Source organism: Paenibacillus sp. 7541 (assembly GCF_002276395.1).
GTDB lineage: Bacteria > Bacillota > Bacilli > Paenibacillales > Paenibacillaceae > Paenibacillus_AQ > Paenibacillus_AQ campinasensis.
In genome coordinates this window covers 1-17230 of the sequence record NZ_NQLZ01000030.1, presented here as the reverse complement: position 1 = coordinate 17230, position 17230 = coordinate 1, and the positions used below count along the sequence as shown (strand labels likewise).

General features: G+C 50.9%; 16 protein-coding genes and 1 other annotated feature. Of the genes, 7 read left to right on the top strand and 9 right to left on the bottom strand.

Annotation, left to right across the window (positions count from 1 at the left end; genetic code table 11):
- Positions 1 to 53 precede the first annotated feature (53 nt).
- Both CHH75_RS18220 and CHH75_RS18215 read right to left on the bottom strand, forming a co-directional pair.
- Positions 54 to 1004 (bottom strand): alpha/beta hydrolase, encoded by a 951-nt coding sequence (locus CHH75_RS18220; protein WP_095398855.1) that lies wholly within the window; start codon positions 1002 to 1004, stop codon positions 54 to 56.
- 34 nt (positions 1005 to 1038) lie between these two features.
- Positions 1039 to 1896 carry an SDR family oxidoreductase gene (locus tag CHH75_RS18215; protein ID WP_095265074.1) on the bottom strand — a complete coding sequence of 286 codons (858 nt, stop codon included), beginning with the start codon at positions 1894 to 1896 and terminating at the stop codon, positions 1039 to 1041.
- A gap of 181 nt (positions 1897 to 2077) precedes the next feature.
- Between CHH75_RS18215 and CHH75_RS18210 the strand changes: the two genes are divergently transcribed.
- Positions 2078 to 2455 (top strand): MerR family transcriptional regulator, encoded by a 378-nt coding sequence (locus CHH75_RS18210; protein WP_095265075.1) that lies wholly within the window; start codon positions 2078 to 2080, stop codon positions 2453 to 2455.
- Positions 2456 to 2629: 174 nt separating this feature from the next.
- Here CHH75_RS18210 and CHH75_RS18205 read toward each other — a convergent pair whose 3' ends face one another.
- The 3 genes from CHH75_RS18205 to rlmN form a co-directional block, all read right to left on the bottom strand.
- Positions 2630 to 2809 carry a hypothetical protein gene (locus tag CHH75_RS18205; RefSeq protein WP_095265076.1) on the bottom strand — a complete coding sequence of 60 codons (180 nt, stop codon included), beginning with the start codon at positions 2807 to 2809 and terminating at the stop codon, positions 2630 to 2632.
- Between the two features lie 45 nt (positions 2810 to 2854).
- The gene (locus CHH75_RS25365) at positions 2855 to 2977 is read right to left on the bottom strand and encodes a hypothetical protein (protein WP_255223066.1); all 123 of its coding nucleotides are present in this window, start codon (positions 2975 to 2977) and stop codon (positions 2855 to 2857) included.
- 238 nt (positions 2978 to 3215) lie between these two features.
- The gene (gene rlmN / locus CHH75_RS18200; protein ID WP_095265077.1) at positions 3216 to 4277 is read right to left on the bottom strand and encodes a dual-specificity RNA methyltransferase RlmN; all 1062 of its coding nucleotides are present in this window, start codon (positions 4275 to 4277) and stop codon (positions 3216 to 3218) included.
- Positions 4278 to 4678: 401 nt separating this feature from the next.
- On the opposite strand from rlmN, the gene CHH75_RS18195 reads away from it, so the two are divergent.
- Genes CHH75_RS18195 through CHH75_RS18185 form a run of 3 tightly spaced genes read left to right on the top strand, consistent with a single transcriptional unit; the run spans position 4679 to position 8681 of the window.
- Complete coding sequence (locus CHH75_RS18195) at positions 4679 to 6346, top strand: spore germination protein (RefSeq protein ID WP_425320438.1); 1668 nt, start codon at positions 4679 to 4681, stop codon at positions 6344 to 6346.
- A gap of 20 nt (positions 6347 to 6366) precedes the next feature.
- Positions 6367 to 7476, top strand: coding sequence for a GerAB/ArcD/ProY family transporter (locus tag CHH75_RS18190; protein WP_095398854.1), 1110 nt, complete (start codon positions 6367 to 6369; stop codon positions 7474 to 7476).
- Positions 7477 to 7484: 8 nt separating this feature from the next.
- The gene (locus tag CHH75_RS18185) at positions 7485 to 8681 is read left to right on the top strand and encodes a Ger(x)C family spore germination protein (protein ID WP_255223065.1); all 1197 of its coding nucleotides are present in this window, start codon (positions 7485 to 7487) and stop codon (positions 8679 to 8681) included.
- Between the two features lie 8 nt (positions 8682 to 8689).
- Here CHH75_RS18185 and CHH75_RS18180 read toward each other — a convergent pair whose 3' ends face one another.
- Positions 8690 to 10108 carry a hypothetical protein gene (locus tag CHH75_RS18180; RefSeq protein WP_095265081.1) on the bottom strand — a complete coding sequence of 473 codons (1419 nt, stop codon included), beginning with the start codon at positions 10106 to 10108 and terminating at the stop codon, positions 8690 to 8692.
- 82 nt (positions 10109 to 10190) lie between these two features.
- Positions 10191 to 11447 (bottom strand): MFS transporter, encoded by a 1257-nt coding sequence (locus CHH75_RS18175; protein WP_095265082.1) that lies wholly within the window; start codon positions 11445 to 11447, stop codon positions 10191 to 10193.
- Positions 11448 to 11578: 131 nt separating this feature from the next.
- On the opposite strand from CHH75_RS18175, the gene CHH75_RS18170 reads away from it, so the two are divergent.
- Positions 11579 to 13444 (top strand): ABC transporter substrate-binding protein, encoded by a 1866-nt coding sequence (locus tag CHH75_RS18170; protein WP_095265083.1) that lies wholly within the window; start codon positions 11579 to 11581, stop codon positions 13442 to 13444.
- A 100-nt stretch (positions 13445 to 13544) separates the two neighbouring features.
- Here CHH75_RS18170 and CHH75_RS18165 read toward each other — a convergent pair whose 3' ends face one another.
- Positions 13545 to 14204, bottom strand: coding sequence for a hypothetical protein (locus CHH75_RS18165; RefSeq protein ID WP_095398852.1), 660 nt, complete (start codon positions 14202 to 14204; stop codon positions 13545 to 13547).
- A 158-nt stretch (positions 14205 to 14362) separates the two neighbouring features.
- Positions 14363 to 14630 (top strand) — a binding site (T-box leader).
- Positions 14631 to 14686: 56 nt separating this feature from the next.
- Between CHH75_RS18165 and trpS the strand changes: the two genes are divergently transcribed.
- Positions 14687 to 15670, top strand: coding sequence for a tryptophan--tRNA ligase (trpS, locus tag CHH75_RS18160; protein WP_095265085.1), 984 nt, complete (start codon positions 14687 to 14689; stop codon positions 15668 to 15670).
- Between the two features lie 136 nt (positions 15671 to 15806).
- On the opposite strand, the gene CHH75_RS18155 is transcribed toward trpS, so the two are convergent.
- The gene (locus CHH75_RS18155; protein ID WP_095265086.1) at positions 15807 to 16358 is read right to left on the bottom strand and encodes a hypothetical protein; all 552 of its coding nucleotides are present in this window, start codon (positions 16356 to 16358) and stop codon (positions 15807 to 15809) included.
- A gap of 144 nt (positions 16359 to 16502) precedes the next feature.
- Here CHH75_RS18155 and CHH75_RS18150 point away from each other — a divergent pair, with 144 nt between their 5' ends.
- The gene (locus tag CHH75_RS18150; RefSeq protein WP_141235862.1) at positions 16503 to 16919 is read left to right on the top strand and encodes a hypothetical protein; all 417 of its coding nucleotides are present in this window, start codon (positions 16503 to 16505) and stop codon (positions 16917 to 16919) included.
- Positions 16920 to 17230: the final 311 nt, after the last annotated feature.

Sequence of the window (17230 nt, the reverse complement as noted above, 5' to 3'; positions counted from 1 at the left end):
CTTCTTCCCCGTATCCTTATATCATGCCGGCGCATGCGGATGCACATGCATCGTTACTTATGCAAGGCTTGCTTCAATGCTGTCTTGTATTCATTCACAGCACGCTGACTGATCTCGGCGCCGGGAACATACTCCTCGAAGCCATGAAAACACCCCGGGTAGAGATGGAATTCCGTAGGCACTCCTGCCTCGGCCAACCTGGTCACATACTCGATCGTTTCGTCGCGAAACGGGTCCAGATCGCCAACGCAGATATACGTTGGAGGAAGACCGGACAAGTCGGTTGCGCGAGCCGGGGCCGCATAGGGAGAGATCGCTCCGTCTTCGCGTTCCCCTAAATACAACGACCAGGCCAGTTCTGTCTTGGCCTTGCTCCATACCCGGTCGTCCGTGATCGTCTGGCTGGACGGGGTAACCATCCGATCATCGATCATCGGATATAGAGGCATCTGGAACATGATCGCAGGCCCCTGCCGATCTCTGGCCAGGAGGGAGAGCGCAGCGGTCAATCCGCCGCCGGCGCTCGGGCCCATCACAGCAATTCGGGAGTTGTCACCTCCCAGTTGTTCGGCATGGTCCGCGAACCACTTCAGCGCGGCATAGCAATCCTCCAGCGGTGCCGGATACGGATGCTCAGGCGCTAGCCGATAATCTACTGACACGATGATGCATTCGAGCTCGGATACCATCTGCTTCATAGCGGGATCCATCATATCAGCGGATCCGAGGATATATCCGCCGCCATGAATATAGAGAAGGCCCGGAAGCGCGCCCTTCTTCTCTCGCGGCTCGTAAATTTTGATCCGGACGTCCGGACCGTCCGCCACGCATGGAATATACCGTTCCGAGGTCAGAACCCCCTCATGCACAGGCAGCGTCGCCGCCATGGCCGCAGCAAATTGCTGCATCTCCATTCTTTTCTCCTCCAGGTTCCCCCTCGTGTAGATAACTTCCGGCAAACCAGCAAACATCGACTTCAGTTCAGGATGCAGTCTGTCTTCCATGTTCCAAGCCACCTTTGTCATAGAGAGTTGCACATCATTGTTCAACATCAGGCCGGCTGTTGCGCCAAGCCGTTTGTCCCAGCAAATCACGCATCGTCGCCATATACTCTTCTTCCGAGCGGGTCCACCTCAGTCTCGCCGTTTCCTCCGCGTCCGGCCCTGCAAGGTAGCGCAGCCGAATGGACGGATCACAGGCAGCGGCATACACCTGATCCGCAACCTGGTTCTCGTCCGCATTATCAAACGGATAGTTCATCATCGTATTCATCATATAATCATAATAAGGCTTATACGCGGGCGGGACCGACACACCTTCGGTCGCAGCCATCGTATTCGCAGCAAAGTTTGTCGTGCGCATCGCGCCCGGCTCCACAAGCTTAATCTTGATATTTTGCGATTCCAGTTCGTAGGACAGAGATTCAGTCAGCCCTTCAACCGCATGCTTGGTAGACACATAAATCGACAACAGCGGATTGGATGTGAAGCCGACATTCGAGGTGACGTTAACGATCGTTCCACCCCCTTGTTCACGAAAATAGGGCGTAATCGCCTGGATGACATTCATGACGCCGAAGACATTCGTATCGTAAACGCTGCGCACCACCTCCATCGGTGTTGCTTCGAATATCGACAGGACACTGACACCGGCGTTATTCACGACCGCATCAATCCGGCCGAACCTCTCCACACCTGCCTGGATCGCAGCTTTAATCGTCGCCGGCTTCGTCACATCCAGCTCGTAGACGGCAATCCGCTCCGGGTAGATCTCCGCCAGCCTTTGATCCGGCTTGCGCATGGTCGCAATGACATTCCATCCTTCTCGGGCAAATTTCTGTGCTGCCGTATAACCAAGCCCGGTGGAGCTGCCTGTAATCAATACTGTTTTGGTCACGGGTAAACCCTCCTCTTCCTCAGTTCAGATTTCTCTCTAAGCTTACCGGGTTACAGTTGCTCGAAGTCAAATGCATACCCTGATGCCTGTAACGGCGGGAGGAGATTGGACGGAAAGCAAGCGCGGACTGTACAATAAGATTAGAGTACCTCTAAGCACACAAAGGCGGTGACGATAGCTTATGGCTTTTACGATGAAGGAAGTTGTGGAAAGAACCGGCATTTCCCCGTATACACTCCGTTTCTATGAGAAAGAAGGCGTACTGCCCGCTGTTGACCGGGACGCTAACGGCGTTCGCAAATTCAGCGACCACTACGTCGATTGTGTTGAGATGGTTCAAGCCCTTCGTTCGACAGGACTGCCTCTGGCCGAGATCAAAGAGTATGCCGAGCTGTACAAAAGCGGAAATCGGACACTGCCTCTAAGAAAAATGATGCTCCTCAGCCAGAAGAACAAAGTGGAGGATCAAATCAGCAGGCTCATGAAAGCGCTGGAGAAGCTGAATTACAAATTAGCGTTAATTGATGCCCAAGAGAATAGATTCGAGAGACTGCCTTGAGGATGGGATGCGGTTCATTCACACTGGCTGTATAATCCCATACGTTGCTCTATACTAAACAACGCCCCGATCACTCCTGCTCAGGCAGAAAGGATTGGGGCGTTGTTCGTCACTGGACGACGGTGTACAATTTATCGGACGATATCCCTCTAATGCGTCGATCGGGCTCGGGAGCTATTCCCTCTCTCGCTGATTCAGACGATCCAGCTTCCTTGAAATTTCTTGTTGAACCTTCAGTATATTATGCAGAGCAATCAGAATGACGCCCAGCATAACAAACGTGACAATCTCCCCCGTGAACACCGCGATGCCGCCTAGGATAACGACATACAGTATATATACAATGTCCTTCATATTCCCTCCAATTGCGATATCGGCTTGAAATTCAAGCCACCCTCACTACGATTTGAATCCGTCGATCACACCGGCAATAAAACCCAAGACCGGAACAAGCACATTTAAACTAACGATGAAAATGCCCGTGTACTTCTCCAGCCTCTTGTTTCCTCGGTTTCCATACATGATTAGCCCTACTCCTAACAGCATCGACAGGATATAGACTAAAAAATAATGCACGTCGTCGTCCCCTCACTTATTGCTGAATACACTCGGCCATCGTTCGCCTTCAGTAGCATCTCTATGTAATGATTCAGTTATATTTTACCTCAAAACCCACTTCATAGGTTGTTCAATTGTTATTCTCAACAAAAAAATCCGCTATTTCTAGCGGATTTTCTCGTAATTCCGATGATTTCCCCGATCACTGCGCCTTCTTGATCTGCTTGCTGCGCAGCTGCCCGCAGGCGGCATCAATATCGGTACCGTGCTCCAGACGCACGCTGCAGCTGATCCCCTGCTTCTTGAGCGTATCGTAGAAAGCGGTGATGGTCTCCTTGGAGCTGCGCTGATACTGGCTGTGCTCATCGACCGGATTGTACGGGATGAGGTTGACGTTAGCCAGATGCCGCCGCTCACCTACAAGCTCGGCCAGTTCTAGCGCATGCTCCGGCTGATCGTTGACATCCTTGAGCAGGATGTACTCCAGCGTGATGCGCCGATTCGTTTTATCCAGATAGTAATCAATGGCGGTCATCAGCTTCTCGATCGGAATGGCTTTATTAATCTTCATAATGCGAGTACGCAGTTCATTGTTCGGAGCGTGCAGCGAAATCGCCAGATTCACGTTCAGATCGCTGTCGGCAAACTCCACGATTTTATCCGCCAGGCCGCTGGTCGAGACTGTGATGTGGCGCGGGCCGATCGCCAGCCCCTTATGATCTTTAATGACGCGAATGAAATTCGCCATGTGCACATAATTGTCAAACGGCTCGCCGATGCCCATCACAACGATGTGGCTGACCTTCTCGCCCTTGCCGACTTGATCCAGATGATGCTGAACCTGCATCACCTGCTCCACAATCTCACCCGAGGTCAGGTCCCTGCTCTTCTTCAACAGGCCGCTGGCGCAGAAGCTGCACCCGATGTTGCAGCCTACCTGGGTCGTCACACAGACGGACAAGCCGAATTTATGCCGCATCAGCACGGTCTCAATCAGATTTCCGTCCACCAATTGGAACAGAAACTTGACGGTTCCGTCGAGCGCCTCCTGCTTCGTATGCTCCTTCAAGGTCATAATCTCATAATGATCCTCAAGCAGCTTCACGCAGTCCTCCCGCACCTCGGTCATATCGGAAAAAGCCGACACCCGTTTGCGATAGAGCTGCTCCCATACCTGCCCTGCCCGGAACTTCCGATGTCCCCGTTCACCGAGCCAGTCCGTTAACTGTTCAAAAGTTAATCCATAAATGGATGGTTTGTTCATTGATCTTCCTCTTTCTATTCATGAAGCACGATGCATGATGGCGCGTGCCTTGGTTTTTAACATCCGCTCTTTATTGTCCCAAAATTTCCGCATAAACACAAGGGGAGTTCCTGGCATGCGCCAATGCCGCTAGGATGTCTGCTCTCTGGCGAGTAACGGCCGCGGCACGGTGGATGCTCGAAGAACATCCCTGCCGTATCGGACGCAGATGCACGGACGCAGCGACCCGTTCCGCAGTCCTTACATCGGTATGCAACCGCGGGCAACACGCCCCCGACCGGCCTTATGCATATCGATATGTTTCATAAATTATGCGTGGAAAAGAAAATAAAGGAATAAACACTCCAACCTGTGGTAAAAATACACCTGATATCTACCATGCCAGAATCGGGGTGATCAGGTTGCTGTCTACCGTAATGTTCTATATTCCGAAATGGAGTGTTTTTGTACAATCTACCCTCGTTATCCTCATCCCCATCTTGTTTGTATGGGTCTCGAGAAGATTGCGAGACTCCATTCGGTCCGTGTTCTCCCTTCATTTAGACAAGAGCAAGAATGTTAAGCGGGAATCAAGTCTATCCGAAATTTCGGGAACAGGGCAATACGACCAAGATCTGCAAATGCTTCAAGAAAGCATGGCGCATAATGCAGATGTCCATTTTCGCGAATTCACCATCAGAGGAACCTCCTGCCGGGCCGTCGTTGTCTATGTGGAAGGATTAGCGAACAGCAACCTGATTGACAGCCATCTGATCGCTCCATTAATGAGAGAAGGAGTCCCCGAGGCAGACCGGGAGGATTTCGAGCAGTCCAGCGAGTCAATCCAAGCTTATTTAGAAAGCCACCTCCTCACCGTCAGTCATCTTCGATGGGGTGAGAAGCTACAACCGTTCGTGCAGGGAGTACTGAACGGAAGCTCAGGCTTGCTGATTGAGGGTATGAAGGGATTCTTCCTCGTCGGAATGGCCAAAGGAAAAAGTCGAAACGTGGAGGACCCTATTTCAGAAGCGCTCCTTCGCGGCCCACGCATCGGATTCACGGAAAGAATTGGCGAGAACATGGGGCTGCTCCGTATGCATGGCAAGGATGAAGGAATGGTAATGAAGAAGTACGAGGTGGGCACCCGCGTTAAGAAGGAGCTTGTTCTCATCTATATGAAGGATATTGCCAACCAGGAGCTGATCAACGAGATTGATTCGCGGATACGCAGAATGGCCATCGATGACCCTATGGATTCAGGGTATATCGAACAGCTGATAGAGGACAGCACGCTAAGCCCGTTTCAGCAACTGCAAAATACGGAGAGACCGGACAGAGTTATCGGGGCTATTCTCGAAGGCAGAGCCGCTATTTTGCTGGACGGGACGCCGTTTGCCTTAATCATGCCCGTTACGTTCAGCATGCTATTGCAATCCCCGGAGGATTATTATGAACGATGGATCTCAGGCTCCTTCGTTCGACTCTTGAGGTTTTCTGCCGCATTCCTGGCCTTATGGGCCCCGTCGCTGTACATTTCGTTCATATCGTATCACTCCGGTATGATACCAACCAGCCTTGCGCTGTCCATCGTCGAGTCTAGACAAGGGCTGCCTTTCCCGTCCATTATCGAGGCCTTCATTATGGAGCTGTCGATAGAGATTCTTCGTGAGGCCGGGATCCGCCTGCCTAAGCCGATCGGCCCCGCCATGGGTATCGTCGGGGGTCTTATCATTGGCGATGCGGCTGTCAATGCCGGGATCGTAAGTCCGTTTCTGATCATTGTCGTAGCGGTAACGGCGATATCCTCTTTCACCATCCCTGTATACAGTGCGGGTATCACGCTTCGCATTCTCCGTTTTACCGCTATGATCTTTGCAGGCATATTCGGGTTGTATGGTGTGATCATGTTTTTCCTCCTGATCTGCTCTCACTTGGTGAAACTGAGGAGCTTTGGCATCCCATATCTAAGTCCATTGGTGCCGTATCGTTTTCGGGACTGGAAGGATTATGTTATCCGCTCCCCTTTGAAAATCTTAAAACAGCGCCCAGCCATGCTTAATCCCCGTGATAAGGATCGCAGGACGAACTGAGTAGAAAGAGGTTTGCTTCTATGGTCAGCACAACGAACAAACATACAGATCAAATCACCACTGCACAGGCAGCTGTTCTAGTGATTAACTATACCCTCGGCGCTAGTATTATGACGATTTCGAGGAACCTGCTTGAAGCCGCCCGGACTCCGGATATATGGATATCCGTCATCCTTAGCGGCCTCATCTGCTTCTTGGCGGGCTTGTTCATCCTCTGGTTATGCCAGCGATTCAGGGGAAAGACGCTCTATGAGTTCATGCCGGAAATTACAGGGAAATCGGTAGCCTATGTGATTATCATTATTATGATCGTCTATTTCATCACCATGTCTGCCTATGAGCTCAGAATGATGACCGAAGTCACCAGCGATTTTCTGCTTGAAGGCACGCCAAGATGGTCCATTATTATGGCTTTTATGTGGATTGCCCTCTACCTGAACGTTGGCGGCATCAACAGCATGGCCAGGCTTAATGAAATCGTGTTGCCGATTACCCTTATTTTTTTCATGGTGTGCATTCTGTCCAGCCTAAACCTATTCGATATCAAGCAGTTGCGGCCCGTGCTGGGGGCAGGCATCACACCTGTTCTTCACGGGATCATGCCTGCTCTTTCGGCCCTTACCGGCTACGAGATTCTATTCATTCTCATAGCTTTTATGAAAACACCGAAACAAGGAATACGCGCCCTGCACGCCGGTGTATGGATACCCACAATGATCATTTTGATTACAGTGATTCTATCCATAGGCGTCCTAGGCCTATATGCAACCGCAAACAAAACCTATCCAACCCTTACTCTTGTTCGGAGCTACGAATACCAAGGACTCATCTTTGAACGCTTCGAATCGCTGATGCTGGTTATTTGGATTATGCAGATGTTCACCTCCTTCTCAATTATGCACTACGCTGCTTCTCTTGGATGTTCGACGATGTTTAATAAAAAACCAAATTCACTCCTGTTTGTGACGCTGCCATTGATCTTTATTGTATCCATGGTCCCGAAAACTCTTATGGAGACCGTCAAGCTGGGGGAAATGCTAGGTGTAGCATCGATCATCTTGTTCGGCGGCTTTCCGCCTATACTTCTCCTTGTCAGCGTCATCCGAAAGAAAGGAATGAGGCGGAAATGAGCAGAACCATGCGAATTGGGCTGATGCTGACCTTCATTGTGCTGCAGGTGATTACAACCGGTTGCTGGGGGCACAGAGAAATAGAGGATCAGAGCGTATACATTGGGCTTGGACTCGATGTAGGTAGTCCTTCAAAATTTGAACAGGAAGCCAACGAACAGGGTGGCCACTACCCCAAAATGAACACAGTGACAGTCACGGTACAAATTGCCCCGGCCGGAAGTTCTCAGAAGCAAGGCGGTCAAGGCAGCCCCTCATCCGGTTCACAAGGGGGGTCCTATCAAAATCAACAGCTGACCGGAGATTCGATCCTACAGGTGTTCCGCCAATTCGCATTACGGAATGAACCGCCGTTGGTCGGACTTCACCTGAAGGTCGTTGTAGTGTCCAGCGAACTGGCCAAGCAGTACGGCATGGGACAGATCTTTGACTCCATATTCAGGGATAATGACATTCGAGAGAGCTGTCTGGTTATGATCAGTCACGGCAAAGCTTCTGAGGTGTTAAATTCCCAACACCCCGGAGAAATTCCGGCCTTCAGGCTAAGAGATGCCCACCGCAACCGTTACCGCAATCAGAAAATTCTACCTCCAGTCACCTTGGTCATGCTTGAAAACAACGTTAGATCCAAATCCAGCTTCATGCTCCAAAATATCGTGTCCGCTGAAGGAGAACAGTACCTATCAGGTGCAGCCATTATCAAAGGGGAGACCAACAAGTGGGTCGGTGAATTAAGCGAGGCGGAAGTCGAAGGTTTGTCCTGGATTACGGAAAAAAAACTTGGTGGTGTTGTTAAAACCTACACGATAGATGGACGTGCCATTACCTACGAAATCAAGAATGCTTCCGCCAAGGTCGTCCCCATCGTATCTGGAGACGACATCTCCTTTCAGATTAAAATTAGCTCGGAGGGCAGACTGATTGAGGATTGGAGCCAGCCCGACATCACACCTCAACAGACAACTGTTTTACAGAAGCTCGAGGAAAAATTCGAGGAACAAGCCCGCAAACAGCTCGGACAGGCTCTGTACAAGCTGCAGAATGTCTATCATACCGATGCTGCGGGCTTCGGAGAGCAGATTCGCATCTCGCACCCCAAGGTCTGGAAGAAGGTGAAGGACAACTGGGATGATATTTTCAGTCACGTCCCCATCTCTTACGACATAAAGATGACTATTATTGACTATGGCTCCTCTAAAGAATAAATACAAGGTTATATCAATAGCATAGCCACAACCGTAGTAACAGCCAAGCCAAGCATGACCGGCTTCAGATTCCGTCTGGCCAGCTCAAACGGACTGACTCCACAGATCGCCGCAGCAGGTATAAGCGCCCAGGGGATCAGCGTGCCGCCGCCAACCCAAATGGCTGCTACTTGGCCCAGCGCTGTCAATGTCGCCGCGCCTGAACCAATCGCCGTGGCAAAGAGCTGGGCGATGGAGCCCGCCAGCGATATGCCCGAGAATCCGGACCCGTCCAGTCCGGTAATGGCCCCGGTTATGGTCAGCGTCACTGCGCCAACCGCGCCATTGAGCGGAACGGTATTGGCCAGCGCCAGCCCCAGATCATTGACAATGCCGTGTGAGGCCTCAGGGAGGGCATCACCGCTGAACATTTCAGTGAAAGCAGCATCGCCAAGATAGAAGAAAGCCGCAATGGGAACGACAGGCCCGAACACTCTGAATCCGAACATAAATCCTTCAATAAGGTAGGAGGTCATCTGCTCCAGCCCCCGATTCCGATGGGCCATCAGCGTAATTACCATCAGAATCAGCACCGCTGTACCGCCCACTAAGGCCGTGGCGTCACCGCCCTGCAAATTCAGCAGAAACATCGTGGCCACATCCAGCGCAAACAACAGCAGGATGGCGATGGCAAGCCCTTTTTTCATACCTGGAGAAATCGGCTGTATCCCTTCCCCTTCGTCTTTAGGCTCCGTGAGCGGATGTTTCGTGTTGTTGGCGGCGATCAGCCCGTCTCTGAAAGTGCCCAACTGCTGTTCTCTTCGCATGATCCAGAATGCTGTGAACGTCGTTACCGCGCCCATGACGATGACCAGCGGCACGCTTGCCGCCATCACGCTCGTCACCGGAAGACCTGCAGCATCGGCCGTTAATTTAGGTGCTCCCTGGATAATGTAATCACCCGATAGCGCAATTCCATGTCCGAACAGATTCATGGCCATGGCCGCTCCAATCGCAGGCAGCCCGACCCGAATCGCTACCGGCAGCAGCACAGCGCCGATGAGCGCTACAGCCGGGGATGGCCAGAAGAAGAACGATGTCACCATCATAATTAGCCCGATTCCCCAATAGGCCATCGCAGGTGTTCTCAGAAACCGGGTTAACGGGGCGACCATCGTCTCATTAATACCGGTGCGAATCAGCACCCTGCTCATCGCCACAATGATGGATATGATCATGATGGTGCCCATCAATTCTTTCGTTGCGTAGATGAAAGACTCGAAGACGCCGGACACGGAGCCGCTAAGCGACCCGACCGCCAGCAGCCCGAGCGCAAAAATACCTGTGATGCACACCATCGTCGTATCGCGACGCCTGATCAGCAGTGTGATGATCAGCACGATAAAAGCCAAGTATACCCAGTGTATTGCCGTCAAGTGAATCCCCATACGATGTTCACGCCCTTTCCAGGCAGCAAGTTTGGTACCTACATCGTATGCGCAAGCCTGGGCGAAGGTTCATGCTCTGGAATTATTGTACGTTGACAAACGAATGCTTCCGCAGGATCAAAAACATCATGAACGTGAGCACCGCCGACATCAGAAACAGCAACGGAATCGGCAGGTACTCGGCCCATATTCCTGAAATAAACAGGCCCAGGGGCAGAGCCAGCTTCATCAGCATGGAGGAGGTTCCTGCCACCCGGCCAAGCAGATGATTAGGCGTGAACTCCTGCCGAATTGTGAAATAGACGACATTGGACATCGTAATGGCAAATGTTCGAATAAAGAGGCCAAAGCCTATGACCCACCAAGCATAGGCAAATACGAGCAGCAGAAAACCCAACACCTCTGTCAGCACACAGCCGACATACAGCCTGCCGCGACCGTACCGTTTCCGCAGCCACGGAATACACACGGAACCCACCATTCCGCCGGCAGCACCCATACCAATCATAAGGCCGACCTGCTGATCGGTGGCATGCAGTACATCCACCGCAAAAAACATCAGCACCCCCGAGGTCAGACTGGCTGAGAAGTTGTTAAAGAGAACCGCCAGCGTAGGCGTCAGCAGCACTTTATTGTCAAGGAGAGCATCTATGCCCTCCTTCATCTCCTTCCAAACCGAGAATTTGGCGCCTGTTGCCCTGCTCGCCGTCTCCGGAATCCGAGTCAGACTAACGCAAATCCACAGCAGTACAATGCAGGCAAGAAAGATGCCAAAGCTGACCTCATAGGAAAAAGCCGCGATCAGGACCCCAGCAACGCCGGGGCCAACCATCATGATCAGGGTATCTACGAAGGTGAGCTGAGCATTGGCTGCCGTCAGCTGCTTCTTATCCAACAGCAAGGGCAGCACCGAGTGATGCGAGTTGCCAAATGTATAACCCGCCGCTGACAAAACAAATCCCAGCACGTACAAATGCCACAGCTCAAGTCGATTGGCATACAGCAAGAACATGATTCCCGCTAATGTAAACAGTCTCAACAGCACGCTGATCGACATGACCCGCTTCCGGGAGAAGCGGTCCACAATGACACCCGCAACCATCCCGATCATAATGTTCGGAAAGAAATCAATCGCCCGCATCATACTCATCGTCAGAGCCGAGCGCGTCATATCATAGATCAACAGTGGCAGCGCCACCAGATAGATTTGATAACCAAAATTGGAAAGAATGGTTCCTGTCCATAAATATAAAAAGTTCCGATTAGACCACAGCGAAGCCGGCGCGGTCGACGGAGCAGCTTTGGGACCAACCCTCGGTAGCCTGGTGTTCTTATCCATGTGTAAATCCCCCTGTTCTACACGGCTAAACCAGCCGTTTCTCTATGTGATCTCAGTGTAGAGTTAAAAAAGGTGAGGAAAAAGTGTAAACTGGTTATGATTTAATCTCACCTTTTGAAGAGGATGTCGACATGAAATTAATTGAGCACTATACCCGGCTTTACGAAACCTACATCACTTCTGACCTACAGGATCAAGATGGAAGGGTTCATCTCACCCGCTTGACCAAGATGGAAGATATCCAGAACTGCTTATGCTGTACCACGCGGCATGCCAAATGGCTGATCAAGCAGTTTCAGCAGCAGCAATGGATTCAGTGGGAGGCTGCCAGAGGCCGGGGCAAAGCCTCCAAGCTCACCTTCTTGGTGCATCCAGATGAAGCGAAGGCAGAGGAGGCCCGGCAGTGGGTACGGGAAGGAAAGTATGACATGGCGTTAACCGTCATCTCAGAAGCCGATCATCGGGTCAAGGAGCAGTTTCATGCATGGCTCGGGCATCAATTGGGGTACCGGATGGAAATGGAGGGAAACAAGGAGCTGGATGTGCTCAGGTATCCTTTCTATCCGTGCATCGTAAGCCTTGATCCGGCTTACATTCTGTCTCGTCATGACAGTCACTATGTGGAGCATGTGTTTGACACGCTTGTGCAGTATGATCGCAGCACACACCGGATCGTGCCTCATCTGGCGCATCACTGGGAACGGCTTCATGGGGGGATGGAGTGGAGATTCTACCTTCGCAAAGGTGTGCGGTTTCATCATGGAAGGGAGCTGACCGCGGAGGACGTGGTGCAGACGTTCCTGCGTTTTCCCGAGCTTAACCGCTTAACCCGGAGCTTCTGGGAGCAGTTGAAGATCAGCGATATGAAGGCGCTCGGCAGCCATACGGTGGCTTTTACCCTGGCTGTGCCAAGCGCGATTCTGCCACAATATTTCCGTTCTCCGGCAACCTCTATTATTCCTTATGACATATGGGAGAGGGATCCGGAAGCCTTTCACCGCATGCCTGTCGGAACAGGCCCCTTTCGAATCGCCAAACATGACCGGACGATGCTGGTGCTTGAGGCCTTTGAATCTTATTTTCTGGGGCGGGCAGAGCTAGACAGGGTGGAAATCTTGACGGTACCTGACCTGTCCCGAGAGGAAAGCGAGCTGCTGAGGTATCAATACAACTTCGCCGGATCGCCGGAACAGACGGATGACGGTGACCGCAAAGGAACTTGCAGTGATAGCGAGGATTGGGACAAGCTTGAGAATATAGAGGATGGGGCATCTTATTTTACCTTTAACATGAATAAACAGGGGCCGCATCAGAACCTGCTGCTGCGACAAGCGCTGTGCTTGGCGCTTCCCATTGAGCGGATCGACAAGGAGATGGACTCGGAACGATACATGCCGGCCTACAGCTTATTCTACGATGTCAGTCAGGAGCGCAGTGCTTTCCGCCCGAGCCGACCGACGATTCATCAGTTAAGAGAATGGGTGAGACTATCAGGCTACAACGGAGAGCTCGTGCACATCTGTTCCACCGAATTGCGTCCTAAAGCCGATCACAGGCCGGTGGCATTGTGGCTGCAGCGTCAGTGGGAACAACTCGGCGTAAGATGTCGGGTGTCCGTGGTGCCCATCCACGAACTCATGCGTCCCGAACGTCTTGCCGAAGTCGATGTGGTGGTAGCAGGGGTCGTTTTTGCCCAAAGTCCGCTTGTAAGTTTTATCCGAACTTATCAGAGCGACACCAGCTTTATTCTGAAACAGCTTGCGCCTTCCTACCGTCACCTTGTGGATCAGACGTTCTCCCGAATGATATCCGGGTCAGAGCGTGCATGGGAAGAAATGCTGGAGCTGGAGGAGCAGCTTCTTCAGGAGCACTTTATCCACTACCTGTATCACCGATCTCACTATGTATATGTGAAGACAGGCAGCCATCTGCAGGGGGTGAGGCTGACTAGCAACGGACGGGTGGATTACCGCTCGCTGTGGTTCAAACGGGCGTAACATCGAATGGGCAGGGAGGTGGCATGCTTAGGCGGCCTTTTATATTTCAACCAGCCTTCCCTAGTTCTTACTTTACGCCCATTACTGGTTACAGACTGCATCAAGCCCGCGGCCTGGTCACCATCCAGATGCCCAATACAAGCGTCCACAGAAACACGGGACCCGAAGTCACCGGGTAGATCATTATACTCCACTCGGGAAGCAGCAGTGCAGCCGGAATTCCGACGGCTCCCCATGCGCCCGCAGCTATGCCCGCCCATGCGATGGCAGGCTTCATCGCTTCCTCTGCAAGCAGCGAAAAGCCCAGCAGAACGATACCAATCCATGCCAGCATCATGGCAAAGTCGCCTGCCATGATGCCGAAGGCAAACAAGCCTGCGCCAAGCGCTGCCGTTCCGGCGTCCACCCGGTGCCATTCCAGAGCAAGGGAAGGCAGGGTTGTCAGTTCCATCGCTAGTACAAGAACCCAGATCGTCAGAGCTGCCACAAACAACCGGGCAGCCATCCTTGCCGCCGGCCTGTTAACCGCGAAGCTCTCGCTCATGGACAAGCCCCCGAGCCACAGAATGACCGCCGCCAGCATGAGACTATGATCCCACTGCCAATAGACAAGCATGTCGGATATCATAGCGATGACATGATGTCCTGTCCAAGGATTTGTGGCCGGAGGATGCATCAGCGTAGCAATGATGAACAGGACGCCGCCCAGCAGGATGCTGATCCCTGCATACCGGGATACATTATAACCTTGCTTTTTCATACCAAGCTCCCCCCCTTCTAATAAGAACCTATCTATTTATATCCTGCCCGCCGGAGTATGAATCCAGAAGTCCTTGACATGAACACGGCATCTGTGTCATGATTCTGATCAAATCCACTGGCTTTTCATGCCGGGAATGGATACCAGGAACAGCAAATCACACCGCTATGAGAAGAAGTAGTAGCCTTTTTCCAGGTTTTCAGCGAACCGGCGTCTGGTGCAAGGTCCGGTACCTTCGGGGTAGGTGAATGGGTCTTCTCGCTTCAACCCGAACCTCTGGCATATGCCCGTGCAGTAGGCGTTGACGGCGCTCCCCCGTTATCATGGGAGACATGGTGACGAAGATTTGATTCTTCAAGCCGTGATTGAGTGCGACATGAAATGTCGAATACGGGTGGTACCGCGGAGTTACACTTCGTCCCTAAGGGGGATGAGGTGTTTTTTTGTGTTGTTCTTCCGTTAAAATTCAGGAGGTGTTTGTGTTGAAGAGATTATTGTCAGGCATTAAACCTAGCGGCGATTTGAATATCGGGGGATACGGAGGTGCCCTAAATCAATTTGTCAAAATGCAGCATGAATATGAGTGCTATTTTTTTGTTCCCGATCTGCATGCGGTGACGGTTCCCCAAGACCCGAAGGAGCTTCACCAGCGCTCCCGGGATATTGCCGCCTTCTACATGGCTGCGGGCATTGATCCCGGCAAAGCCGTGATCTTCCTTCAATCCCAGGTTCCAGCACATACGGAGCTCGGATGGCTGCTTGAGACGCAGGCACATTTCGGCGAGCTGGGCCGAATGACGCAATTCAAGGACAAAGCCGAAGGCAAAGACACCGTCAGCTCGGCGCTGTTCACGTACCCGGTGCTGATGGCGGCAGATATTCTGCTGTATCAGGCTACTCACGTCCCTGTCGGAGACGACCAGAAGCAGCACCTGGAATTGACACGGGATCTCGCTGAACGCTTTAACCGCCGATTCGGGGATACCTTCACCCTGCCGGAACCTGTCATTCAGGATATCGGCTCGCGCATTATGGGACTGGACGATCCATCCAAAAAGATGAGCAAGAGCAATCCGAACAAAGGCAGCTATGTGCTGCTGCTTGATTCGCCGGATGAGATCCGCAAGAAGTTCTCCCGGGCGGTGACCGATTCGGATATGCAGATCCGCTATGACTGGGAGCAGAAGCCGGCGGTCAGCAATCTGATCGAAATCTACTCGGTGTTCTCGGGAGAGGACATTCCTGTAATCGAGAAGCGTTATGAAGGCCAGGGATACGGCACCTTCAAGAAGGAGCTGGCCGAGGTTGTCATCGAGAAGCTGACCCCGATTCAGGAGAAGTATCGGGAGATCGTCCATTCCAGTGAGCTGGACCAGATCTTGAAGGACGGCGCAGAGCGCGCCACAGCAGCCGCAGAACGCACGCTGACCAAGGTGAAGCAAGCGATGGGGTTTGTTACCTTTTGAGGCCTGGGATTGTCCACGCCGCCGATTAAGAAGCTTCATCCGATTACGTGTTTAAGTATCCTCGTGGTGTTTCGCGAATTCAATAATAAAAAAGCCATAGAAGGTCTTGTTGAACTTCAATGGCAATTACGTAATTTTAGTCATTTTCGGTATTGATATTGGGAAGCGGGGGATTGGGTATCACCTTTATTTGTAGTGACGCTCCTTTTAATGGTTCATCCATAATAACATAGAAGAACTTGCTGTTGGTATAATCCTTCACTTGCGGATTCAGTATCACATTCGGCCCATCTATAGAGGTTATTTCTATTTTCGCCGAATCAATGAGGTTGTTGTTTATTAGACCGAAGATGATACTGTAATCTTGATCGCCTGTGCTTTGACCTGTTACATGGTAATAGATGTCTTCATCAGTATCATTAACAAACACATTTCCATTATAGCTCCAATTCCATTTCAAATAGCGCTTGTTTAGTGCACCTACACTAATTCCATTTTTATGGGGATTTTCATAGAAAACAAATATCGTATCTCTCTTCACCCCTGATTCCGTTATAATTTGATCTTCAGATATTCCTTGTTTTAGTAGAAAATCTTGGGGTGTTGTAGGAAAATTTAGATAAAAAATGACTAGAAAAGAAAGCAAAAATACGATCGACGCAACGATTATCCATCTTTTTTTCATCATCCAGCTCCTTTCCTTTTAAAAAATTTAAGTCAAAACCCAACTTTTTCTTTTATTGGGATTAGTATACTACTTTTTCAGAAGGGTTAACATGAACAAAACCGTCTAGTAATGCTGCGTTGTCCTTGTCATTACTTTTTGCTTTAGGTGCACAGTCAATTTCCCATGCGGAATCAGTGCCATCCGAGGCGCAAACTAATCGCTCGCGATGATCAAAGTATACGAGAGGCTGAAGTTGAGGCGTTAAGCAAGGGGTTTGAAAACCCCTATTCAATTACCGGGTTGATAGAAGAAGATGAGAGTAAATATTTAGAGATGGGTTTCCCTAAGGAGGAGCTAAAAAACTTAACCCCTTTCCGCCGTGCTGTTCTCAATGATATTTGGAATTCATCAGGCGGGACGGCGAAAATCCTAAGTGGCGATGAATTAGATGAATTCGGTATAACTGCCAATGAAGATATCGATAGACCACTTATCAGCGTCTATAAACCATCTGAATACCCAGATACTTCCACGTCACAGTATATTAAAGTAACTTCGATAACAGGTTTAGTTGTGGGCTAAAAGCGTAGCCAATGCGCTTGCTTGGTCTGACGATTGGAATATTGTCGACCACATGTCCGTCAACGTTTGGTGGACAAAAAATATTATTGGCCAAGCACTTCTCACGCTGAATGGGGCATCATGATTGATGCTGTTCCAAAAACAGGAATAAGCTATGAATCTGGGTGGCTATACAACCACCTCAATTAATTGGGGTGCTTCCATTTCATACCCACCTGGAATTACCTTTACCCCTTCAGATAAGGTATTCCAACGAGCCAATCCTAGAAATGCTAACGATCCAATAAAATAAACCATAAATAGAAACATAG